General features: G+C 71.7%; 21 protein-coding genes. 11 read left to right on the forward strand and 10 right to left on the reverse strand.

From position 1 onward, the window contains the following. Positions 1 to 7 precede the first annotated feature (7 nt). Genes HHX30_RS21695 through HHX30_RS21705 form a run of 3 tightly spaced genes read left to right on the forward strand, consistent with a single transcriptional unit; the run spans position 8 to position 1813 of the window. The gene (locus tag HHX30_RS21695; protein ID WP_169983782.1) at positions 8 to 517 is read left to right on the forward strand and encodes a MauE/DoxX family redox-associated membrane protein; all 510 of its coding nucleotides are present in this window, start codon (positions 8 to 10) and stop codon (positions 515 to 517) included. A gap of 17 nt (positions 518 to 534) precedes the next feature. Continuing rightward, complete coding sequence (locus HHX30_RS21700) at positions 535 to 1089, forward strand: TlpA disulfide reductase family protein (protein ID WP_169983783.1); 555 nt, start codon at positions 535 to 537, stop codon at positions 1087 to 1089. A gap of 10 nt (positions 1090 to 1099) precedes the next feature. Further along, entirely contained in the window at positions 1100 to 1813 is a 714-nt protein-coding gene (locus HHX30_RS21705) for an ABC transporter ATP-binding protein (RefSeq protein ID WP_169983784.1), read from the forward strand. A gap of 13 nt (positions 1814 to 1826) precedes the next feature. Here the strand turns inward: HHX30_RS21705 and HHX30_RS21710 are convergent, their stop codons facing one another. Together HHX30_RS21710 and HHX30_RS21715 are read right to left on the reverse strand one after the other, a co-directional pair. After that, positions 1827 to 2540, reverse strand: a complete 714-nt coding sequence (locus HHX30_RS21710) for an AfsR/SARP family transcriptional regulator (RefSeq protein ID WP_249350309.1) — start codon at positions 2538 to 2540, stop codon at positions 1827 to 1829. A gap of 197 nt (positions 2541 to 2737) precedes the next feature. Continuing rightward, on the reverse strand, positions 2738 to 4534 hold the full coding sequence (locus HHX30_RS21715; protein WP_169983786.1) for an ABC transporter ATP-binding protein: 1797 nt from the start codon (positions 4532 to 4534) through the stop codon (positions 2738 to 2740). A gap of 351 nt (positions 4535 to 4885) precedes the next feature. On the opposite strand from HHX30_RS21715, the gene HHX30_RS21720 reads away from it, so the two are divergent. Continuing rightward, positions 4886 to 5938, forward strand: coding sequence for a serine hydrolase domain-containing protein (locus HHX30_RS21720; RefSeq protein ID WP_211592316.1), 1053 nt, complete (start codon positions 4886 to 4888; stop codon positions 5936 to 5938). A 72-nt stretch (positions 5939 to 6010) separates the two neighbouring features. Here HHX30_RS21720 and HHX30_RS21725 read toward each other — a convergent pair whose 3' ends face one another. Next, the gene (locus HHX30_RS21725; protein WP_169983788.1) at positions 6011 to 6451 is read right to left on the reverse strand and encodes an iron chaperone; all 441 of its coding nucleotides are present in this window, start codon (positions 6449 to 6451) and stop codon (positions 6011 to 6013) included. A 56-nt stretch (positions 6452 to 6507) separates the two neighbouring features. Next, a complete protein-coding gene (locus HHX30_RS21730) occupies positions 6508 to 6963 on the reverse strand; it encodes a carboxymuconolactone decarboxylase family protein (protein WP_169983789.1) in 456 nt (151 codons plus the stop codon). A gap of 164 nt (positions 6964 to 7127) precedes the next feature. On the opposite strand from HHX30_RS21730, the gene HHX30_RS21735 reads away from it, so the two are divergent. The 6 genes from HHX30_RS21735 to HHX30_RS21760 all read left to right on the forward strand — a co-directional run bounded on the left by HHX30_RS21735 (position 7128) and on the right by HHX30_RS21760 (position 14169). Further along, on the forward strand, positions 7128 to 9377 hold the full coding sequence (locus HHX30_RS21735) for a helix-turn-helix domain-containing protein (protein ID WP_211592317.1): 2250 nt from the start codon (positions 7128 to 7130) through the stop codon (positions 9375 to 9377). Positions 9378 to 9478: 101 nt separating this feature from the next. Next, the gene (locus HHX30_RS21740) at positions 9479 to 10177 is read left to right on the forward strand and encodes a TOPRIM nucleotidyl transferase/hydrolase domain-containing protein (RefSeq protein ID WP_249350270.1); all 699 of its coding nucleotides are present in this window, start codon (positions 9479 to 9481) and stop codon (positions 10175 to 10177) included. Between the two features lie 68 nt (positions 10178 to 10245). Further along, on the forward strand, positions 10246 to 10686 hold the full coding sequence (locus tag HHX30_RS21745) for a hypothetical protein (RefSeq protein ID WP_169983791.1): 441 nt from the start codon (positions 10246 to 10248) through the stop codon (positions 10684 to 10686). 81 nt (positions 10687 to 10767) lie between these two features. Beyond that, positions 10768 to 11832 carry an RDD family protein gene (locus tag HHX30_RS21750; RefSeq protein WP_169983792.1) on the forward strand — a complete coding sequence of 355 codons (1065 nt, stop codon included), beginning with the start codon at positions 10768 to 10770 and terminating at the stop codon, positions 11830 to 11832. Between the two features lie 304 nt (positions 11833 to 12136). Further along, a complete protein-coding gene (locus HHX30_RS21755; RefSeq protein ID WP_211592318.1) occupies positions 12137 to 13675 on the forward strand; it encodes a CARDB domain-containing protein in 1539 nt (512 codons plus the stop codon). Positions 13676 to 13782: 107 nt separating this feature from the next. Beyond that, positions 13783 to 14169 (forward strand): nuclear transport factor 2 family protein, encoded by a 387-nt coding sequence (locus tag HHX30_RS21760; RefSeq protein WP_169983793.1) that lies wholly within the window; start codon positions 13783 to 13785, stop codon positions 14167 to 14169. A 137-nt stretch (positions 14170 to 14306) separates the two neighbouring features. Here the strand turns inward: HHX30_RS21760 and HHX30_RS21765 are convergent, their stop codons facing one another. The 3 genes from HHX30_RS21765 to HHX30_RS21775 all read right to left on the reverse strand — a co-directional run bounded on the left by HHX30_RS21765 (position 14307) and on the right by HHX30_RS21775 (position 18204). Next, positions 14307 to 15368 carry a hypothetical protein gene (locus tag HHX30_RS21765; RefSeq protein ID WP_169983794.1) on the reverse strand — a complete coding sequence of 354 codons (1062 nt, stop codon included), beginning with the start codon at positions 15366 to 15368 and terminating at the stop codon, positions 14307 to 14309. Between the two features lie 252 nt (positions 15369 to 15620). Further along, the gene (locus HHX30_RS21770; RefSeq protein WP_311922689.1) at positions 15621 to 16277 is read right to left on the reverse strand and encodes a class I SAM-dependent methyltransferase; all 657 of its coding nucleotides are present in this window, start codon (positions 16275 to 16277) and stop codon (positions 15621 to 15623) included. Positions 16278 to 16632: 355 nt separating this feature from the next. Next, positions 16633 to 18204, reverse strand: coding sequence for a hypothetical protein (locus tag HHX30_RS21775; protein ID WP_169983795.1), 1572 nt, complete (start codon positions 18202 to 18204; stop codon positions 16633 to 16635). A 134-nt stretch (positions 18205 to 18338) separates the two neighbouring features. On the opposite strand from HHX30_RS21775, the gene HHX30_RS21780 reads away from it, so the two are divergent. Beyond that, positions 18339 to 19061 (forward strand): GNAT family N-acetyltransferase, encoded by a 723-nt coding sequence (locus HHX30_RS21780; RefSeq protein WP_169983796.1) that lies wholly within the window; start codon positions 18339 to 18341, stop codon positions 19059 to 19061. On the opposite strand, the gene HHX30_RS21785 is transcribed toward HHX30_RS21780, so the two are convergent. The 3 genes from HHX30_RS21785 to HHX30_RS21795 are packed head-to-tail and all read right to left on the reverse strand — an operon-like array spanning position 19048 to position 22683. Continuing rightward, positions 19048 to 20169, reverse strand: coding sequence for a S9 family peptidase (locus HHX30_RS21785; protein WP_169983797.1), 1122 nt, complete (start codon positions 20167 to 20169; stop codon positions 19048 to 19050). The two genes, HHX30_RS21780 and HHX30_RS21785, sit on opposite strands and share 14 nt — an antisense overlap. A gap of 48 nt (positions 20170 to 20217) precedes the next feature. Beyond that, positions 20218 to 21588 carry an aldehyde dehydrogenase family protein gene (locus HHX30_RS21790; protein WP_169983798.1) on the reverse strand — a complete coding sequence of 457 codons (1371 nt, stop codon included), beginning with the start codon at positions 21586 to 21588 and terminating at the stop codon, positions 20218 to 20220. After that, positions 21589 to 22683, reverse strand: coding sequence for a phenazine antibiotic biosynthesis protein (locus HHX30_RS21795; RefSeq protein WP_169983799.1), 1095 nt, complete (start codon positions 22681 to 22683; stop codon positions 21589 to 21591). Between the last annotated feature and the right edge of the window lie 132 nt (positions 22684 to 22815).

Here is a 22815-nt window from a genome sequence, read left to right on the forward strand (position 1 = left end):
GCCGTCGATGAGGCACGTGGAACTCGGCTGCCAGATCCTGCTCGCCGTGGTCTTCGGCTGGTCGGCGGTGAGCAAGCTGGCCTCCCGTGAGGCGTTCCGGCGGTTCCGCCGGTCGATCGAGCCGCTGACCGGAGGCGGCACCTGGCCGGCCGCGGCCCTGTGCGCCGCCGAGGCGCTGGTCCCTGCGCTGGTCGCCGTGGCCCCGCCTGCGGGGTTCGCGCTGGCGGCCGGAGCGGTCGCCGTGCTCACGGCGGGTGTGGTCGTGGTGCTCCGCCGGGGGCTCGCCGTACGGTGCCGGTGCTTCGGCGGCGGCGAGGCGGACCTCGGCACGCGGCACGTGGTGCGCAATCTCGCCCTGCTCGGCGTGGCCGCGCTGGGCCTGGCCGCGGCGGTGCTGCCGGGCGGCGCCGGGATCGGCGGCCCCGGCGTCCTGCTGGCCACCGGGGTCGCGCTGCTCGCGGCGGCCCTGGTCATCCGCTTCGACGACGTCGCCGACCTGTTCGGCCCAGTGAACTGAATGTGCGGAGGTGCGTTGTGGGATACGTGGTCGCGGCCCTCGTGCTCGTGGGACTCGTGGCGGTGCTCAACCTGGTGTTCACGTACGGCGTCGTCCGGCGCCTGGCCCGGCAGGACCGTGAACTCGCGACCCTGCGGGCCGTCCTGCCGTCGAATCCGGAGGAGGTCATGACCGGACCCGGGTCGGCGCCGGAGGACTTCGGGGAGGTCACGACGACCGGTGGTGAACACCTGGACAGGGACTCCCTGACCGGCGGCATGATGCTCGGGTTCTTCACGCCGACCTGTGCTCCGTGCCGCGCGCAGGCGTCGCCCTTCGCGGAACGCGCGCGGTCCCTGGGCCGCGACCGGGCGCTGGTGGTCGTGGTCGGGTCGCGGGACGATGTGGGCGAGCTGGTCGCGCTGTTCGATCCGGTCGCGCGGGTGCTGGTCGAGCCGGATCAGGGCCCGGTCCAGCGGGCCTTCGGCGTACGGGGCTTCCCGGCGATGTGCGTGCTGGACGCGGACGGGCGCGTCGCGGCCGTGGCCACGGGAGTGGACCGGCTCCCGGAACCCGCCGCGAGGGCGGAGTGAGGACGGAGAGGTGAAGGTGGAGGCGCGTACGACCGGCACCCGGCGCGGTGTCGAGGTGACGATCAGGGGACTGACCAAGCGTTTCGGTCAGGGAGACGGCCGGATCGTCGCCGCCGACGACGTGTCGCTGCACGTGCCGGCGGGGCAGCGGGTCGCCGTGGTGGGTGCTTCGGGCTCCGGCAAGTCCACCCTGCTCCACCTGATCGGCGGCATGGAACGGGTGGACGGCGGCACGATCACGGTCGGGGACCGGGAGGTGACCGCGCTCGGCCGCCGTGAGCTGTCGGTCTACCGTCGCAGCGTCGGCTTCGTCTTCCAGCGGTTCCACCTGCTGCCCGCGCTCACCGTCCTGGACAACGTCCTCGCCCCGGTGCTGCCCCGCCGGGTGGACTTCGACCGTACGGAACGGGCCCGGCAGCTGCTCGCCGCCGTGGGCCTGCTGGACCGGGCGCACGCCGTGCCGTCGCAGCTGTCCGGCGGGCAGCAGCAGCGGGTCGCGGTCGCGCGTGCGCTGATCGGCGACCCTCGGCTGATCCTGGCCGACGAGCCCACGGGCAACCTCGACTCGGCGACCGGCCGGGAGGTGATGGAGCTGGTCGACCGCCTGGTCGCCGAGCAGGGGCTGACCCTGCTGGTCGCCACCCACGACGACGGGGTGGCCGCGCACTGCGATCGGATCATCCGCATCCGGGACGGCCGGATCGTCGACGACACCGCGCGCTGACCGTTCGGGCGGCTCAAAGCCGAAGCGCGTCGCCTGTTCTGTTCTGGACGCCCGGGCGGAGCAGGCCGGGGTCGCGCCGGAGGATGGCGGCCTGGAGCCACTCGACGCGGTCGTCCGGATCGAGTCCCAGCGAGCGCCGGAGCACCTCACGGGCGCCGGCGCACGCCTGGAGCGCGCCGGCGACGTCGCCGAGCCGGTACAGCGTGACCATGAGCTGCCGGTGCGGGCGCTCGCGCACCTGGTGCTCGGCGAGGTGCCCGCGCAGGTCGGCGGCGAGGGCGGACCCGCTGCACCGGTCGGTGGCGGTCAGGTCGAGCCGGACGTCGAACCAGTCCTCCAGCACTCCGATGCGGCGTTCGTCCAGCGCGGTCGCGGTGGCGGTGAGGATGGGCCCGCGGCGCAGCCCGGTCAGCGCGGGCCCGCGCCACATGTGGAGCGCGCGCTCGTACGCCGAGGAGGCGGCCGGCAGGTCGCCGTTCATCTGGTCGTTCCTGGCCCGGGCGCACAGGTCGGCGAAGACGTCGACGTCGATCTGTTCCCTGTCGACCTGCAGCCGGAGGCCGTCGGGGTCCGAGACGAGCTGCGGCCCGCCGTCGAAGACGACCCGGCGTAGTTCGGTCGCGTACGTCCGCAGGTTGGACATCGCCGAAGCGGGCTGGGCGCCGTCCCACAGTTCTTCCAGCAGCCGGTGCCACAGCACCAGCTTTCCGGAGTTCAGCAGCAGCATCACGAGCAGCGCCCGGGGCTTATGGGCGGTCAGCGAAATCGGTTGTGCCCCATTGAGAATTTCGAGTGGACCCAATAACCGGAACTCAAACCCCATGAAGACCCCGTAAGCCCCCGGAAACTTTCGGGCAATCGCAGAAAATATAAACTCCGACAGAATGTATTTCAAGTAAAGGACATATCCGGCATAGCTGATGGTCAGTCCCGATGCCCCGGCTCGGAGAACTGGTAGCCCCGCGCTTGGAGGGTGAACAGCCGCGCGTAGACGCCGCCGGCGTCCATGAGCGCCTCGTGCGTCCCCTGCTCCACCACCTGTCCCCGGTCCAGGACGACGAGCAGGTCCGCGTCCCGCACCGCGCTGAGCCGGTGGGAGATCAGCACGCTGGTGCGTCCGGCCCGGTGCTCGCGCAGGCCGGTGTGGATCTCGTGTTCCGCCTCGGCGTCCAGCCCGGAGCTGGGTTCGTCCAGGATGAGCAGGTCGCGTTCGCCGCGCAGGTACGCCCGGGCGAGGGCCAGGCGCTGCCACTGCCCGCCGGACAGGTGGACACCGTGCTCGCCGCCGTCCCCGTCGAGGAAGATGCGCGACAACAGGGTGTCGTAGGCGCGGGGGAGCTTCTCGGCGAAGGAGTCGGCACCCGCCGCACGTGCCGCCGCGACGATCCGGTCTCGATCGCCCAGCACGGCGAGATCGCTCAATCCGATGTTGTCCGCCACGGTCAGGTCGTATTCCATGTAGTCCTGGAAGACCACGCCGACGCGGCGCCTCAGCTCGTCCGGCGCCATGTCGCGCAGGTCGACCCCCTCCCACAGGATCGCGCCGCGCTCCGGGTCGTACATCCGGCACAGCAGTTTCACCACTGTGCTCTTGCCCGCCCCGTTCCTGCCGACGAGGCCGAGGGCCGCGCCGTACGGGATGTCGAAGCTGATCCCGCGCAGCGCCCAGTCCTGTCCGGGGGAGTAACGGAACCACACGTCCCGGAACTCGATGCCCCGCCTCAGCGCGGGGACGGGCCGCGGCCTCGCCGCGACCGGGAGGTCGGGACGGTCGGACGTCACCGCGAGGTGGTGGGAGAACAGCCGGAGGTGCTGATGCGCCTGGGCCACCTCGGTCACCAGGCCCGTGACCGAGCCCTGCACCCCCGCGACGGCGGCGACGAACATCGAGACGTCGCCGATCGTCCGGCCGCCGCCCAGGGTGCCCACCAGCGCCCACAGCAGCCCGGCCCCGGCCGCCAGCGCGCCCGCGAGACCGGTGCAGGTCTGCACGGCCAGCTCGCGCCGGTCGGTACGACGGCGTTCCGCGTCCGCGGCCCGGCGCTGGTCCATCATGAGCCGGCGCAGGTGGCCGGCGATGCCGAACAGCCGGATCTCCTTGGCGGCCCGCACGTTGACGAGGAGCTCACGGAAGAAGATCTCCCGCCGCTCATGCGGGCCTATGTCCCACAGCATGGTCGCCCGCCGCCGGGACAGCCACAGCTCGGCCAGGAGCATGGGGGCGGCGGAGCCGAGCACGAGGACGGCCATCCACGGGCTGATCGCCGCGAGCGAGGCCACGAAACCCACCCCGACCAGGGCGCTCCTGGCGATCCCGAGGAGAGCGGCGACGAGCAGGGCGGGAGTGGCCCCGCCGTGCCGCTGGGCCAGCTGCAGCCGGTCGAGGAAGGCGGGATCCTCGAACCGGGCCAGACCGACGAAGCGTTCCGTGGCCAGGAACAGGCGGTCCTGGGCGATCCGGCTCACCCGCCGCCCGGTCTCCTCGCGCAGGTAGTGCGTGATCGCGGGAACCGCCGCGGCGCCCGCTCCGCACACCGCCAGGGCGGTCCCCAGCGTGACCACCAGGGCGATCGTGGCGTCGCCGTGCGCGATCAGGTCCAGCGTCACCTTGGTCAGCCAGGCGACGGCGAGTGGGACCGCGGCGGCGAGAACGGTGAGCGCGGCGAACAGGACCAGGCGAAACCGGCCGGCCTGCCAGGCGAGACCGAGCGCGTCCCTCATCGCGCGCGGCCTTCCGCCTCGCGGGTCGCGGCGGCGAACGCGGACGCCGGTGGCGCGGTGACGGGGAACGGCATGCCGCCAGCCCTTTTCGATCGGGGACCCGGGGTCGCGGGACCGGGAGGACCACGCCCGTGACGTGGGCATCCTGGCCTGCCGGTCTTCCCGCAGATTAGGGGCGCCGCGTATAGGAGTCGTACATTCCCGGCACAACGCCATCGCGGGTGGCCGCTGTTCGGCCGAGCCGCCCCTACGGCCACGGGCATCGAGCCGCCGACTGCCCCAGCGTCACAACGCTCTCGGGGCCGAACGCCGGTTGCCTCTGGCTGAGCTGCCTTCCTAGGGTGGGTGGCCGTGATCGATGGAACGGTTGAACCTGGTTTCGAGCAGGTACGGGACGTTTTCGCGGATGTGCTCAAGCGGCAGGCCCCAGGAGCGGGGGCGGCGGTCGCCGCGCGGCTGGACGGCCGCTGGGTGGTCGACCTGTGGGGCGGGCCCGGCTGGTCCCGCGACAGCATCGTCATGCCGTACTCCGTGACCAAACCGTTCGCGGCGGTCTGCGTGTTGCTCCTCGTGGACCGGGGCGTGCTGGAGCTGGACGCTCCGATGCGGCGCTACTGGCCCGAGTTCACCGCGCCGGCGACCGTACGGCATGTCCTGTCGCACCAGGCGGGCGTGGTGGCGCTGGACCGACCGGTGCCCACCGAGACCTTCTACGACTGGGACCGGATGTGCGCGCTTCTCGCCGCGCAGGAGCCGTCGTGGGAGCCGGGCACCGCGCACGGCGAGTCGGCGCTGTTCTACGGGCACCTGCTCGGCGAACTGGTCCGGCGCACGGACGGGCGGACGCTCGGCCGCTTCCTCGCCGAGGAGATCTGCGGCCCGCACGAGCTGGACTTCCACATCGGCCTCGGCCCCGCAGAACAGGCACGGGCGATCGAACTGACCGGCTTGACCGCGGCCTACCGGGCCGCCGCGCTGGACGGCAGGCCCGACCTCTACCGGCGGGCCATCGGCAACCCGCCCGGTGCCCAGGACCCGGCTGTGGTCAACTCCGCCGCCTGGCGGGCCGCCGAGATCCCCGCTGTCAACGGCCACGGCACCGCCCGTGCGGCCGCCGGGTTCTACGCCGCGTTGCCGCGGCTGCTGTCGGCCGGCCTGCTCGCCGAGGCCACCACCGCCCAATGCTCGGGGGTGGACGCGGTTCTCGGGACGCAGGCGACCTGGGGGCTGGGCTTCGGCATCGACGGCGACGACTACGGCATGGGCGGCCTGGGCGGCAACTACGCCGGGGCCGCCGGCTACACCTTCGCCTTCCTCACCGGCCATGCCGGCGATTTCGATCGCGCCACCGACCTGGAGAACGCTCTGCGCGCCGTTCTCGGGCTCGGCCCGATTTCCGACTGAACCGGGACCGGCGGCCCTGCGTCGCGATGGCTGGGCAGGGCCGCCGGTAGTCCGCTGAGGAGTGCCCGGTCCTCAGCTCACCGCCTGTCGCAGGAGCGCCCCGATCCTCTCCTCGACGTCGGCGGTCAGCTCGGTCAGGGCGAACGAGGCCGGCCACATGGCGCCGTCGTCGAGGTTCGCCGCGTCGCTGAAGCCGAGTGTCGCGTACCGGGCCTTGAACTTCGCCGCGGGCTGGAAGAAGCAGATCATCTTGCCGTTGTGGGCGTACGCCGGCATTCCGTACCACAGCTTCGGCGTGAGGGCGGGCACGTTGGCTTTGATCACGGCGTGCAACCGCTCCGCGATCACCCGGTCGGGCTCCGGCATCTCGGCGATCTTCGCGAGCACCTCGCTCTCCGTGTCGGCCTTGGCGCCCCGCCGTGCGCTCTTCAGCTCCTTGGCGCGCTCCTTCATCGCGTCGCGCTCCTGCTCGGTGAAAGCGCCCTTGGTGGTGGTCTTCGGCGTGGTCGGCATGACGACTTCCTCTCTCTGCTGCGTACGGTTTCGGGCGGTGCTGGACGGGAGCGGTGTCACCACTTGCCCGCCTGCTGGCGGGTCGGCACGTTGAGCCGGTTGAAGGCGTTGGCGATCGCGATGTTGAGCAGCAGCGCGGCCAGCTCCTTCTGGTCGAAGTGCTTGGCGGCCACGTCCCACACCTGGTCCGGCACCGGGTCCGGCCGGTCGGCGAGCCGGGTCACGGCCTCGGTCAGGGCCAGCGCGGCGCGCTCCTCGTCGCTGAACCACGGCGTCTCCCGCCACGCGGCGACGGCGTGCACCTGGTCGGCGGTCACGCCGTGCCGCTGGGCCTGGTGGACGCCCCCGGCCACACACGGAGCACAGCCGTTGATCTGACTGGCCCGCAGGTGGCTCAGCGCCAGCAGCCTGCCGTCCACTCCGGCGCCCGCGACGGCGCTGCTGACCGCCATCAGGGCCTGCATCGCCTCGGGGATCAAAGCCGCCGGGTTCGGCATGCGCTCGGTCGACATCGTTTCTCCTTCGTCGCGGGTGTTTCCGACAGGAGTCATCTGACCATCGGCGTGCCGGGGCCCGCCTGGTCCGTGGGACACCGTGGGACAGGCAGAACCCGGCTGAGCAGGGCAAACGTATCGCTGATCCGTCTCCGTGGGCCGGGACGGGTACGGTGTTGCACGTGTCCAGCCCCCAGGAGCGACTGGTGGCCCAGCTCGCCCGGATCAAGGAGCTGAGCGGGCTCAGCCTGCGCGCCCTCGCCCGCCAGACGGGTCTGAGCAGCTCGTCTTTGTCCAGGTACCTGACCGGACAGCTCGTGCCGCCGTGGGAGGCCGTCGTGGCGCTGTGCCGGGCTGTGGGACGCGATCCCCGGCCATTGCGCGCGCTGTGGGCCGAGGCGACCGAAGCCGGCGCGGCGCCCGCCCGGCGCCGCAACGACCTGCCGGCCGACCTGTTCGACTTCACCGGCAGGCAAGCGGAGTCCGCGCTGGTCGAAGAGCTGCTGCGCACCACCGGCGCGGCCGCGGTCGACGGCATGGCGGGCGTGGGCAAGACGAGCCTGGCCGTGCACGTGGCCCACCGGCTCGCTCCTTCGTACCCGGACGGCGGGCTCTACCTCGACCTCCAGGGCTTCACCCCGGGTCAGGAGCCACTGGAACCGCACGCCGCGCTGGGCCGGCTGCTGGACGCGCTGGACGTCACGCACCCCCCGGCCGGCACCGCGGAACGCGCGGCGCTCTGGCGGTCGGAGCTGTCCCGCCGGCGGGTTCTCGTCGTGCTCGACAACGCGGTGGACGCGGAGCAGGTGCGCCCGCTGCTCCCCGGAGCGGGGAAGTCCGCGGTCCTGATCACCAGCCGCCACCGGCTGGTCAGCCTGGACGGAGTGCCGCCGGTGTCCCTGGAGCCGCTGGCCAACGGCGACGCGGTGCACCTGTTCGCCCGGGCGGCCGGGCTCGCGCTCACCGAAGAAGAGGCGCTCGGCCAGGTGCTGCGGCAGTGCGGCGGGCTCCCGCTGGCGCTGCGGATGGCGGGCGCGCGGCTTCGCCACCGCCCGGGCTGGACGGTGGGGGTGCTGGCCGAGCGGCTGCGCGCCACCCCCAGCCGCTTCGACTCCGTCTTCGGCATGTCGCTGCATCAGCTCGACGCGGTCGAGCGTCGAATGTTCCGGTTGCTGGGCGTGCTGCCGGGGGCCGACTTCGACGCGGCGGTGGCGGGCGCGCTCACCGACATGCCGCCGGACCGGGCCGGCGCCGCGCTGGAGGAGCTGGTCGACGCCCATCTGGTCCAGGAGCCCTCGCCCGGGCGCTACCGGATGCACGATCTGATCCGGCAGTACGCGGCGGACATCGCCGCCGACGAGGAGCCGCGGGCCGAAGACGCCCTGCGCCGGGTTCTGCGGCACTATCTGGCGCGGGCCGTCGCCCACGAGCGGACGCTGCCCTCGCCGCAGCGCGGGCAACCCGCGCCGGGGGATCCGGCGAAGGCCATGGCCTGGTTCGACCTCGAGTACGTCAACCTGGTGGCCTGCTTCGACGCCGCCGTACGGCTCGGCGAGGACGAGGTGGTGGCCGAGCTGCCGCAGGCCATGCGGGTCTGGTTCTTCCGGCATCGCGGGACCGACGACCAGGCGCGCCTGCTCGAAGCCGCCGCGGCCGCCGCGGCACGTCTCGGCCGCGACCAGGAGCGGGCTTCGCTGCTCGCGGACCTCGGCTACGCCCGCGCCGCCGCCGGACGCCTCACCGCGGCGCTGTCCGCGTACGAACTGGCCGAGCGGTCGGGGCCGCCGGACGACGACATCGCGGCCGGCCTGGCACTGCGCATCGGCTTGGTACGCCGGGATCTCGGCGACCTCGAAGCGGCACAGGCGCACTTCCGGCGGGCACACGAGCTGTTCGAGAAGATCGGGCGCCGCACGGGCCAGTCCCAGGCGCTGGCCTTCGACGGATGGGTGACACTTCACCTCGGGCGGCGCGCGGAAGCCGTCGAACTCGCCCGGGCGTCCGTCGCCCTGGCGGACGGGCCCGCACAGGTCACCGGGCTCGTCACCCTCGGTCTCGCGCTGGCACCCGACGACCCGGCGGAGTCGCTGCGAAGGCTGCACGACGCGTTGGAGCTGTCCGAGCAGCACAATCTCCAGCACAACCAGGCGTGGTGCCACAACTATCTCGGGGTGGCTCTGCGGATCACGGGTTCGCCCGCCAAAGCGCTCGAACACCACCACAGGGCCTTCGAGCTGCTGGAACCGCTGGCCGAGGTGCAGCTGGAGATGGACTGCCTGCACACCTACGCCGAGACGTGCCGCGTGGCGGGCCGCCATGACGAGGCGCTGGCGCTGCTCGACCGGGCCATCGGGCTCGCGCGTGAGCTGGGCCGGCCGTACGACGAGGAGCTCGCCCGTGCGGCGCGGGAGGTCGTGCGCGCAGACCGCTGAGCCGCCGCTGAGCCGCCGCGCTCCCGTCCGTACGCTTTCGTCTGGCTGTGCCCCTCGTTAATCGTTTGTCGGCCGCCTTGCGCGTCGCCGATGATGCGGCCATGGCTACGACACGGCGAACCGGCATGGGTGACGAGCGCGGCATGCCGGTCGAAGCTCTTCGTGGCCGGGTGCTCGACGGCTGTGTGAGTGGCCCTGACGCTCCGCTCCGGGCGATGGAGCGGGCCCTGGCGAAGGCCGGTGACGCCGTGACCATGGTGCTCGTCGAGGGCCCAAGCGACCACATCGCACTGGAAACGGCCGCTGTGGGCCGCGGCCGGGATCTCGAGGCGGAGCGGGTCGTGATCGTGCCGATCGGCGGGGCGCACGCGATCGGCCGATTCCTGGCGGGGTTGGGCCCGCCGGACACCCGGGTGCGTCTCGCGGGTCTGTGCGACCTGCACGAGGAGGAGATATTCCGGCGCGCGATGGTCGCGAACCGGGTCGGCTCGCCCCGCACGCGCGCCGACATGGAGCACCTCGGGTTCTTCGTCTGCGTGAACGACCTGGAGGACGAGCTGATCCGCGCCGTGGGCAGCGCGGAGATCGAGGCGCTCTTCGACTCCCACGGCGATCTCAGGTCGTTCCGCTCGTTGCAGAGCCAGCCCGCCTGGCGCGGCCGGGAGCCGGAAGCGCAGATCCGGCGGTTCCTGGGCAGCGGCGCGCGCCGCAAGTTCCGGTACGCACGGCTGCTCGTCGAGGCGGCGCTCGGCCGGGACCGCCTGCCTCGGCCGCTCGACGCGCTGCTCGCCGCCGTATGAGACATCGGGAAGCGGGATGACAGGTGAGGGGCGTGCCGGATGACGAGGCGACACGGGGTGAGATCGCGGTGAGACGCCGGCGTCTGCATCGGGCCGTCTTCGCCGCCGCCGGGGTTTACAACATCGCCTGGGGCGCGTACGCGGCCCTGGACGCGCAGTGGCTTTTCCGGTTCGCCGACATGCCGCTCCAGAACCATCCGCAGATCTTCACGACCCTCGGCATGGTCCTGGCACTGTACGGCGTGCTGTACCTGGACGTGGCGCTGCGGCCCGAGCGGGGCTTCCTGATCGCGGCCGTGGGGCTCGCGGGCAAGATCTTCGGCCCTCTCGGCTGGCTGTGGCTCGTCTCCACCGGCCAGTGGCCGATCTCCTCCGGAATCCTCGTCGTCACCAACGACCTGATCTGGTGGATCCCCTTCGTCGTCTATCTCGTGGATACCTGGCCGATCTGGTGGCGCGACGTTCGCGCCGGCCCCTACGGTGATCCCCGAATCTCTGATCTTCCGTAGCGCGGCCGCCCTCGCCGAACTCGGCCGCGAAACGGCGGGCCCGGGCGTCATCGGTGCCGTCGGACCGACGAAAGGATCACGGTGCCGCCGCCGAGCCGGTTGTCGTCACTCGCCATCCCGGCCTTGCTGGCCGCGGTAGCTCTGGCCGCCGTGCCGACCTGGGAACTGTGGCGGGAGAAATGGGAGCTGGAGAGATTCCTCGAGGGCGGTGAGGGGTCCTTCGAGATCTACGGGTGCGTTCGCATGTTCGGCGCCGACGAATGGCCGCTCGCCGCGATCCGTGATGACCTGTCGAGGGTGGTGGAGACCGCCGAGAGCTGGGCGGTCCCCGCTCTGGCCGTGTTCCTGGGGCTCCTCGCGTACGTGCGAGGAAAAGACCCCGAGGTCGCCGGCGGTCGGGTGGCGGGACTCCTCGTCCTGACCGCCGTCGCCGAGCCTCTCATTCCGCTGTACAGCGAGCCGGGCGGTTGCGGCGGGACGGTTCCGCTGCTCAGCGCCGACTGGTTCGGGCGGGTGCTCGGCAACTGGGGAGCGAACCAGCTGTGCCTCCTGCCGGCGGCGGCGCTGGTATACGCCGCGTCCCGGACGCGGCGGCGCGCCGCGGAGCCGGGCGTGGCCGCGACCGGGGCGGCCTGGCGTCGTCCGGTGGCGGCATTCATCGACTACGTGATCGTCGTCGTGGCTCTCCGCGTCGTCGTGGAACCGGCCTGGGCCCTGATCGGGTCGGACTACCTCTGGTTTCCCTGGTTCCGCCAAGGGCTCCTGGGACGGCTCGACGAGGTGTTCGAGAGCACCGTGAAGCCCGGGGAGGTGCTCGCGCTGACCTCATGGCTTCTCTATTTCTGGCTGCAGCACACCGTGTGGGGCCGGACGCCCGGCAAGTGGCTGCTGCGCCTGCGCCTCGTGAACGCGCGGACGGGCGGACGGCTGGGAGCGGGCAGGGTCGCCCTCCGTACGCTGGCCTTCCCCTTCCTCGCCGTCGTTCCCGACGTCGGGCTGGTGCTCCTGTTCGCCGGCGGACTGGCGGCGCTCTTCGACGCCGACGGGCAGGTCCTGCACGACCGGCTGCTGGGCGCGGCGGTCGTACGCCACCGGCCTCGCAGGTTCGACACGGAAGGCGACCGGCATGTCACTGATCTCGCGTGACGGATGTCCAGGACGGATTTCTGCTCCTGGGTGAGCCAGAGCGGTCCTGGAACGTACGCGTGTACACGCGGGCGGACGACGAAGCGCATCCGCGAGAGCAGTTCCTGGCCCAGTTCTGGCCGCGAGGGGGCTCGACCTAGATTTAGATCTTCCCTGTGCGGGGTCGGGAGATAACAAGATCCGGCCAACTGTCGGCACGGCCACACGTGTCGTCCCGCGCCACGCCTCTCCGCCGGACGAATCTTCCCTGCGGTGCCAGCGCCGGTCGTACGGCCTGGTCGATCGTCACGACGAGAGGACCTTCATGATGAGGCACATCCCCAGGATGTGTTATCCCGTCGCCGCCCTGGTGGCGGCGGCTGTCCCGCTGACGCTGTCCGGGCCGGTCCCGGCCGGCGCCGCGCCCCTCCCCGCGCAGACGGTGGCCGCGGCGCCGAACCCCGCGTCGTGCCCCGAGCAGGTGGCCTTGGTCAACGGCGGTTTCGAGAAGCCCGTCGTCGCCGGAACCTGGGCTTCGTTCCCCGACGCCTCGCAGAACAACCCGAACGCGGTGCCGGGCTGGCGGACGAGCGCCACCGACCACATGATCGAGATCTGGAGCCCCCGCATGGGCGTTCCGGCGGTCGAGGGCGCGCAGTTCGCCGAGTTGAACGCCAACCAGGTCTCGACCCTCTACCAGGACCGCCCGACCACCCCCGGGCAGAAGCTGTACTGGCGGCTGTCCCACCGCGGGCGTCTCGGCACGGACCAGATGGCTCTGGACATCGGCGCTCCCTCGGGCCCCGCCCAGCAGGGGACGATGTCCGACGGCACCGCGAAGTGGGGCACCTACCACGGCACCTACACCGTGCCCGCCGGGCAGACGACCACCAGGTTCGCCTTCCGTTCCATCTCCGCTGCCGGAGGCAACGCGGCGGTCGGCAACTTCCTCGACGACGTCTTCTTCGGCACCCCGCCGTGCGTCGTCGTCGGCAAGTCCGCGAGCCCGCAGGGACCGGTCGACGTCGGTGCCGAGATCACCTACCGGGTGACCGCCGTCAACAAGGGCGGCGACGTGGCGCAGAACGTCAGGCTCACCGACAGGATCCCGGCCGGGACGACCTACGTGCCCGGCTCGCTCCGCATCGTGGACGGCCCGAACAGCGGCGCCATGACCGACCAGGCCGGCGACGACCAGGCCGAGTTCGACGCCGCCACCGGTGTCGTCTCCTTCAGGCTGGGAGACGGCGCGACCGGCGCGGCGGCGGGCCGGCTGCCCAACGACACCGCCCTGCCGGACGGCACCACCGCTGAGTTCCGGGTCAAGGTCGGCAGGGCGGCCGCCGGGAAGCAACTCGTCAACCAGAGCGCGGTCGACTACGAGAACCGGCTCGGCCCGGACCTCGAGCCGCTGGCCTCCACCAGCGGTGACACCGTCACCAAGGTGAACCCGGCCGTCGACCTGAGCGTGGTCAAGTCCGCCGACAAGACCGAGGTCACCGTGGGGGAGACCGTCACCTACCGCGTCACGGTCGCCAACGCCGGGCCCAACGACGCCACCGGCGTCGCCGTCAAGGACGCGCTGCCGGCCACCCTCGCTCTCCTGTCGGCCACGCCCTCGACCGGCACGTACGCCGGGGGAACGTGGACCGTGGGCACGCTGGCCAGTGGCGCGACGGCCACGCTGGTCGTCCACGCGAAGGCCACCGCGATCGGGGAGACGGTCAACACCGCCACCGTCGGCGGCAAGGAGCTCGACCTCGACCCGGACAACGACAGCGACGCGGTCAAGGTCTGCGTCCAGCGCGAGCCGTTCTGCCCGTACTGCACGCCGGAGAGCAGGCAGGGCGCCGGCAAGAAGTGACCCGCTGAGACCGGTGGCCGTCCTGCCGTGGCCCGCGCCCCATGGCAGGACGGCGGCCGCCGGGGCTACCGTCGTGCCGAAGACGCGCCACGACGGAGAGGACCCCCATGGCAGGCCGCACCCTCCTGGACGAGCTGTACGAGGCCGAACGGCGACTGCAGAACGCGCAGCTCACCGGCGACGTGGAGGAGCTCGACCGGCTGCTCGACGAGCGGCTCGTGTTCACGGGACCGCCGGACGGCCGGCTGCACACGGAGGCCAAGCAGCTCGATCTCCACAACCACCGCTCACGTACACAGGTGATGACGAAGGTGGCGGAGGAGGACCTCACCGTCGTCGTCTCGGGGACGACCGGGGTCACGTGTTTCCTCGGCACCCTCGAAGGCTCCTACGCGGGGGAGCCGTTCGCCGGCCGGCTGCGCTACACCCGCACGTGGGTGCACACCGACGAGTACGGCTGGCGCGTGCTGGCGGCCCACGCCGGCGAGGCCTGAGCCGACCGAGGATCGGAAGCGAACGGCCCCTCGGACCGAGGGGACGCTGAGCGCGTGCGGACGCGCGGAAGGGGCACGGGCGGGAACGCCCGTGCCCCTCGTGGCCCTCACCGGCTGTCAGGACCTCGCTTCCCGGCTCACGGGTCGCAGTCCTTACTGGAGTGCATCATGGGCCGGCTGTAGCTGCTGACCTGCCGCGACTCGGTGACGTACCGCGTCTCGGTTATCGGACGCTGGTAGGTCATCATGCGTGTGTAGCTGATCGGACGGCTCTCGGTGACGAACCGCGTGGACTTCACCGCGTGGCTCTCCGGCACCATCCGGGTGTAGCTGACCGGGCGGCTTTCGGTGACGAACCGCGTCTCGGTGATGGGCCGCTGGTAGGTGACCTGACGGGTCACGGGGCGGCTTTCGGTGACGTACCGGGTTTCCGTGATGGGCCGCTGGTAGGTGACCTGACGGGTCACCGGACGGCTCTCGGTGACGTAGCGCACCACCGGACGCTGGTAGGTCACGTACCGCGTGACCGGCCGCGACTCGGTGACGAACCGCGTCTGGGTGATCGGGCGCTGGTAGGTCACCTGGCGGGTGACCGGCCGGCTTTCCGTGATCATGCGCGTGTAGGTCACGGGGCGCTGGTAGGACACCTGGCGCGTTTCGGTGACCGGACGCATCCGGGTGACCATCCGCGTTTCGGTGATCGGGCGCTGGAAGGTGACCTGCCGGGTGAACGTGACCGGACGGCTCTCGGTCACCATGCGCGTCTGCGTGACCGGCCGCTGGTAGGTGATCGTCCGCGTGTAGCTGATCGGACGGCTGTACGAGGCCTGCTCACCGAGCGCCAGGCTGCTGCTGCGGCTGTGCAGGGACGACTGGCCCAGTGAGGACCGTGAGTGGTAGGCGAGGTTGCTCCCGGACTGGCCGCTCGACTCCTCGCTCGACTCTTCGCTCGATGAACCCTCCTGGGCGCTCTCCCGCCCGTACCCGCTCTCCTCCTCGTACGCGCGCCTGCTCTGCTCGGCCGCCTCCTCCGACTGTTCGCCGAGGCTGGTGCCCGGCTCCTCGGCCCGCGGCGCGCTGAGCGCGGCGGCGAGGCCGGAGGGCTGGGCGGCGGTGGAGGCCGATGCGATGGCCGGCCAGAGCGTGACGGCGGACAGGACTGCCGGACCCAGCAGTAATGAGAATCGAGTGCCGTGCATAGAGATACTCCTCTCCGATCAGCGATCGGGTCGTATCTCAATCGTTGGCACCGCGGCCGGAGCCCGTCCAGGCGAGTTGACCCGTCCCGGGACGTTCGCTGTCGCACTCCATGAGCGCCAATGGGGGTGGCTATCGGCGGCGCGGCCGATGACCATGCTCCGTTTTGCCCCTCTGTTCCGTGCACGATGGGCTTTCAACCGTGCCGACACGTTTACGAATTCGGTATTGCGCGTTGTTCCGGAAAGAGCCGCTCAGCGATGGGCGATGACGGCGTAGCGCTCGTCGTGGACGGGTTTGCCCCACAGCACGGGATCGGTCAGCGGCTCCGCCCGCACGCTCGTGGCGTACGGCCGCAGCACCTCCACGAGGGGCTCGGCGCTCACCCCGCCGAGCCAGGGCAGGGAGCCGGCGCCCGGCACGTACGGCGGGCCGTCCCCGGAGGCCCGCCAGTTGCCCTCGATGAGGATCAGTCGGCCGTGCGGGCGCAGCAGGCCCATCCAGGTGCGGAGGGCCCGTTCCGGCGCGGGCAGGGTCCACAGCAGGTGCCGGGCCAGGACGACGTCGAAGGAGGTCCCGGCGGCGTCCGGCGGATCGCTCGCGTCACCGGTGAGGACGGGGGGCGTGAAGCCCGCGGCGGCGAGCTTGCGCCGGGCCGCCTCGGCCATCCTCGGGGACAGGTCCACGCCCACCGGCCGGTGTCCCTGCTCGGCCAGCAGCAGCGTGAGAGAGCCGGTGCCGCAGCCCAGGTCGAGGACGTCGGCCGGAGGGTGCGGCATCCAGGACCGCAGCCGTCCCGCCCAGGCCGCGCGGACCCGCAGGTCGCGCAGTCCGTGGTCGGCCTCGTGGTCGAAGGTGTCGGCCTCCGCGTCCCAGTAGGAGGCGATCGACTGGGGATCCAGATCGGGCACGGACGCATCTTTTCACCAGCGTCCGACAAAACCGGATGCGAAGAGTAAGGCGGACGGCATCCGCAGAGATCGGAGGGACCGCGGAGCTGAACCGTTCACCCGACCGGACGGCCCCGCATACGCCAGGACCCCGGCAGGAGGATCTCCTGCCGGGGTCCCGCACGTGTGGTGCCGGTGCCGGGTCGCCTCTCGGCGAAAGGCACAACGCGGCTCCAGCCGAACGGTAGTCCGCGAAGGCAAATTAGGTGAGGCCCGGGGACACCTGCACACCGGCCACGCTTCATCCAACCACGTGTCCGCCCCTGTTGTTCCCCGGCCACGCCATCTTTTTCGGGCCGATCTTCGGAGCCGGTGCTCAACCACGGAGGAAGAGGGTCTTCCCGGACGAGCCGGGGAAGACGAGGACCAAGTGCTCCTCGACCGGTCCCTCGGACGCGTACGCCAATGCCTTCTCCTGTCCGCGCACGTAGACGCGGACGCGGTAGCGGCCGGACCCCGCGACGGCGAGGTTCGGCAGGGAGCCGTCTCCCTCCCAGAGGAGCTCGATCCTGCCGTCCACACTGGAGATCCCGGTCTCGGTCACCTTGTCCCAGCCCTTGAGCCGTGAGCGAGGAGCCTGGTTCAGCGCCTTGACCGTCAGGCAGATCGGGGAGTTCTCCACTGCCGTGCCGACCGAGACGGCGGTCGTGGTCAGCCAGTCGATGACGCGGTCGAACGCGCGGTCCAGCCGACGTGGTCCGCCCACGCCGCTCCCGTACGTATCGCCTTCGACGAGGTAGCCGCCGCCCTCGCCCACGGAGAGGGCGGTGGTCGCCTGCCGCACCGCCCGCAGGCGGCGTGCGGGGTCCGAGCAGTGGGCGGTCATCCTCGCCCGGTAGTCGTCCTCCTTCTTCCGCCCCTCGGCCTCCGACAGCACCAGATCGGGCCACTTCGGGGCGACCGCGTCCGGGCACAGGAACACCAGCGCGTTCATGAGCGACCAGCTCCAGTCGTACGCCCCGGCCTGGTCGAGCAGGGTGCGGACGCGTGGCTCGGTGGAGGGCCGTCCGGCGACGCCGCACAGCGCCCGGCCGAAGGCGAGCAGTTCCCTGTCGGGCAGCGTCACGAGCCGCGGCGCGTATCCCGCGACGTCCCGTGCCGTGCAGAGGAAGGCGCGCTCACGGTCGCGAGGCGGGGTGTCGCCGTAGGACTGGTGGAGCACGGTCCACGTGCCGCAGTCGTCCTCCTCCGAGAGCCCGCCCTCCGAGAGCCCACCCTCGTCCTCGGCGGCCCTCTCGTAGGCGGATATGGCCGCGAACAGCCGCTCCGTCTCGGACGAGCCGTCCGTGCCGGGGTCCTGGGCGTAGACGCGCATGGCCACGTCGAGGCCGGTGTAGCGGTCGTCGGCGCCCCGGTCGGCCACGGGCGCCGCCAGCAGGAGGCAGCACACCCCGAAGACCCCGGCCGTACGGCGCAGCCGGGCGTGCGGACGGGACCCGGCGGGCCGGACGGCCCACAGGACCAGGGCGGCGGCTGTCACGTCGCAGGCGCTCACGCCCAGGTTCCACACGGCGAGCGGCTCCCACAGCCGCCAGCAGCCGGAGCCGGCCGTGACCACGTCGTACGCGACGAGCGCCGGGTTCACGAGCGCCAGGAGCAGCACGTAGCAGGCGGCGACGCGGCCCGTCACCCGGCTTGCCCGCCCGCCGCGCGTCACCAGCCAGAACGCGAAGGCGAGAGGAACGGCGAAAAGATGCCACCCGAGCAGGTAGGTCATGATCGGAGCGGAGAACAACGTCGTCTGGAAATCGAACGCCGGGCAGTCCGGCACGCCGTACGTCGTGAATCCGAAGGACACCATGCTCTCGGAAAACGCCGACGGCGCCAGGGGCAGCAGTGTCATGACGATCGCGAGCACCCAGAGCCGGAAACCCCGTGTCCGCCACATGACGTCGCTCCCCGTCCGCCCGACAAACCAGAGGCACCTTATCCACATGAAGATCGAATTGTGGCGATTGAGCGCGATTCGAATTGGGGAAAATCCCTTGCCACATCCCCGGTGCTGCGAAAGCCTCCCCTCTTGTGGAGCGAGTGATTCTGGCCGGGGCGGACGGCGTCCCGGCCATCAGTTATGTCGAGGACAGACGGAACGGGCTGCCGTGCGCCGACCTGATCGAGGTCGTGGGCCCGGGCGCGGCCGACGCGGTGATGACGAAGCTGCCGGGCTGGGCGGTGGCGGGGCCGGTCGACCTGGGCGAGGCGCTCGTCGCGCGCGGCGCCCGCGTGATGCGGCACGCGCACGAGATGACCTGTGAGCTGGGTACGGCGCCGCCCGCCGAGGCCACAGCGCCCGACGGTTTCCGGTTCGTGCCCTGCGACCGGTCGCCCGAGGAGGTGTTCGCGGCGTGGCGGGCGGCCTACCCGCCGGGCCACCCCGACCACCGGGGCGTGGACGACGCCGCCGCGTTGCGCGACATCCTCACCCCGCTGCTGGGCGGGAAGATCACCGGCGAGATCCTGCCCTGGGGCCTGCTCGCCGTGGACGGGGACGACGCGGTGGCCGGCGGCGTCGTGGTCACCCTCTTCCACGGCCGGCCCTGGGTGGTCGAGGTCTTCCGCCACCCCGCGCACACGCCCGCGGGCCTCGGCGCCCGCATGCTCGCCGCCGTACGGGTGAGGGCGGCGGCCGACGGATGCGAGCGGCTGGGCCTGGTCGTGAGCGAGGGCAACCCGGCCAGACGCGTGTACGAACGGCTCGGCTTCACCCTGGTCTCGAGCTCGATGACCGTGGTCATCCCGAGTTGACCGTCACGAACTCCTTGAGCTCACGCTCGTAACGTGCGGGGTCGGCGTTCCAGGAGCCGGTGTGCCCGCCGCCGCTCGTCCGTACGAGCCTGACGATGTCGGGGCGGGCCTCGGCGAACCGGAGCGCCGGGCCGACCGGCACGGTCGCGTCGCCGTCGTCCACGAAGACCAGCGTGGGGATCCTGAACTCGCGGGCGTGCCGCAGGTGGTCGACGTCGTCGAACGACATGCCGGTACGCCGCTCGACGACCCATTCGCCCACCGTCACGAGGAAGCCGGGCACGCCCATCTGCTCGGCCCCGAGGGCGATCGGCGCCCGCCAGTCGATGACCGGGCTGTCGAGGATCATGGCCTTGATCGGCTCGCCGGGCAGGTTGCGTACGGCCATCGGCACGATGCCTCCGCCCATCGACCAGCCGTACAGGACGATGCCGGTCGCGCCCTGCGTCCTGGCGTACGTGATGGCCGCGGCCACGTCCTGCCATTCGGTGGCGCCGAGGTGGAACTTGCCGTCAGGGCTCGCCGGGGCGCCCTCGTCGTTGCGGTAGGTGATGCCCAGCACCGGCATCCCCAGGCTGTGGAAGACCGGCAGCACGCGCAGGGCCTCGGCCGGGCCGCCGTTGCGGCCGTGCACGGCGATCACCCAGGTCGCCGAGGTGCCCTCGGTCCGCCAGCCGGGGAAGTCGCCGAGCGGTGAGGGGATCTTCACGTCCTGGTACGGCACGCCGGCGGCGGCCGGGGTCGCGTGGCCCCACATCCAGCGGTCGAGGTAGGCGCGCACCCCGGGGCGCAGCTCACCGCGGACGACCTCGGTGACCCTCCTGGTCACCGTGCCCGGCCCGGCCACGATCGCCGGTCCCAGGACGGCGTTGCCGTCGGCCCAGGTCAGGCCGTACGTGCCGGGCGCGCCCGTGTCGGTGCCGCCCTTGATGGTGACCTGGTCGCCGCTGACGGCCGTCACCTCCAGGGGATAGCCGGAGGTGTGGTCGGGGTCGATCACGAGCCCGGAGTAGTACCAGCCCGCACCGCCGACGGCGGCCACCGCGAGCACCACGACGACGGCGAGCCTCCACAACAGGCGGCGCCGCCATCGTGTCGTCCTGAGCATGCCCAGAATCTACTGGGCGTTTTCCTCCTGTTTAAGTGCGGTAGTGGTTCAGGTGCGGATGACTCCTTTCGTGCGCATGAGGAACTCGCCCAGATAGGCGTCGTGCGGGACCCCCGGCGGCATCAGGTAGGTCGGGGTGTCGCCCAGGTAGACGTTCCTGATCGACGGGTCCTCCACGAGGCGGTCGATCAGCCCGTCGTCCTTCGTGATCGCGGTCAGCACGAGCGTGTTCCGCAGGGGCTCGATGCCGTCGGCCCGGCTCCACGGCGCGAACCACACGCAGGGGAACGACAACTCGATGCCCGTCTGCGGCGCGTCCGGCCGGTCCACCCGGAAGACGGCCGGGCGCAGCACCCCGCTGCCGTCGCCGAGCTCGTCCACCACGCCGTCGCCGCCGAGCACCGGCGTCGCGCCGTCCACGTGGTCGAGCAGGTACTTCTCGATCGCGCGCGCGTCGGCGACCGGCTGGACGGGCAGCACCGCGCCGTCGTCCTCCGGCGGCAGGCTCGGGATCGCGGCGAGCCGTTCCGCGACGGCCTCGGCCACCGGCGCGGGATCGCCCTCCACGAAGACGGCGGTCGTGTTCACGCAGGCCGTCCCTCCGAAGGCGCTGACCGAGTCCACGATCGTGCCGAGGTGGGGCTCCCAGTCGTCCCCGGTGAGCAGGATCTTGGACCGTCCCGGGCCCTGCGGCAGCACCCTGACGTCGTTGCCGTACTTGTTCACGACCTCCTCACCGCCGTACACCATGGCGAGATCCGCGTCGCGGATGATGTCGTCGGCCACCGCGTAGTCGGTCGGCAGGAGCACCACCTGGTCCTCGCCGAACCCCGACTCCCGCAGCGCCGTGATCAGGCGGTGCGGGGTGAACGGCTCGCGCCGCGAGGGGCGCACCGCGACCCGGTAACCGAGCGCCAGGGCCTCCAGCCACAACGTGTGCACCCCCGGGTGGTTGCCCGCGGCGTGTACGGCGAAGACGTCGCCGCGCCGGGTCCAGACCGCGTGGCCGTCGCAGGTGAGCGGGTCACGCCAGTCGTCCACCGCGCCCTGGGGCCGAGCGTGCCGAGTGGTGCGGTACGCCTCGCCGGCGCGCCGCCCGATGCCCGCGGTCGCCGAACGGACCACGGTGATCGGCATGCCCGAGACGCGGCTGACGATGTGCTGGTACTCCTCCGCCGGAATGCCGTTCACCGTGCCGGTCGCGAACAGTCGTCCCGCGCGGGCGAGGGCCCCCGCCCGATCGTGGGGCGGCAGGGCCCGCGCCTCGCGCAGGGCCGCCATCGTCCGCTGGACGAACAGGCGCGGCACCAGGCTCAGCTCGGCGACCGGCGTACCGGTCAGCTCCGTGATCGTCTGCCGGCTGCGGCTGTGGTACGGCCCGCCCGCGCCCAGGGCGTCGAGCAGGATCAGCTCTTCCATCTAGTACACCCCCTCGATGACCGGTTCGTTGTCGAAGGTGGGGAGCGGGCCGACGTCGGCGACGGAGTCGCCCATCTGTCCCGGCGGCGGCGCCACGCGGGTGGCCAGGTCGCGTTCGAGGTTGTTGGGCAGCAGGAAGCTCTTGCTGACGTGGTGCATCACCACCTGACCGCGGTCGCCGTACCGGACGACCTCGCCGGTCTCCTGGTCCACCACCGAGAACGTGATGTAGGGCGAGAACGTGTCGAAGACGACGATGTCCTCGTCCGGCGACGTGACGCGCTCGGCCAGGCCGCCGAGGATCATCGTGCTGCCGTACGTGCCGTACAGCTTGACGCCGGGAAACACCTCGGTGCGGAGCAGATAGCGGGTGTCGGGGTCCATGTGCGCCCCACCCCAGCTGATCGCGGCGATCTTCGCGTTGACCAGGTCGACGAGCGCGTTCCTGCGGGCCAGCCGGGTCAGCAGCGGCGGCGTGGTCACCAGCACCCGCACGTCCTGGGTCTCCAGGATGTAGGCGCTCTGGTCGATCAGGTGCTCGGCGTAGCGCTCGGCCTCGTCGGCGCGGCCCTCGGCGATGCATCGCTTGACCCACCGGGGGTCCATGTCGACGGTGAACCGGATGCCGCCCCGCCGCGCGGCCTGCCAGCGGACCAGCTCGCCGAAGACGTGCGGCCCGGTCGGCCCGAGCGACAGCCAGTGGCCGCTCTCGGGGTAGCCCCTGGCCTGCAGGTCCTGCTCGGTCCGGTGCATCAGCCGTTCCAGCCAGTCCCGCAGCACCACGACGCGTTTGGGCGGCCCGGTCGTCCCGCCGCTCTCGAACACGCCGACGACGTCGGCGTCCGGGCCGTAGCCGCGGGGAATCAGGTCCTCCACCCGGACGTCGCGCAGCTCGTTGGCCACGTTGGGAAACCGGCGCAGGTCGTCGAAGGTGCGCACGTCCTCGCGCGGGTCGAAACCAAGGGTCTTCGCCCGCTCCAGCCAGTACGGCGAGCCGGTCTCGGGGCTGAAATGCCACCGCATGGCGGCCTCGAGGAACTCCGGGCCCTCCGGGACCTGATCGAGCGGGCAGTCGAGGATTTGTTCTGTTGCCATATCCCGCCCCTTTGGCTTGAAAATGCCCTGAAAAGCCAGGCTATTTCCGTGCGATTCGCCACCGGGTCAAGAAAATCCGGTACTGGGCAAAGACTGCGCGAGACGGGCCGCCTCCGCCCCATCGTGCCCACG

This window comes from Microbispora sp. H10836, from assembly GCF_012999525.1.
Taxonomy (GTDB): domain Bacteria; phylum Actinomycetota; class Actinomycetes; order Streptosporangiales; family Streptosporangiaceae; genus Microbispora.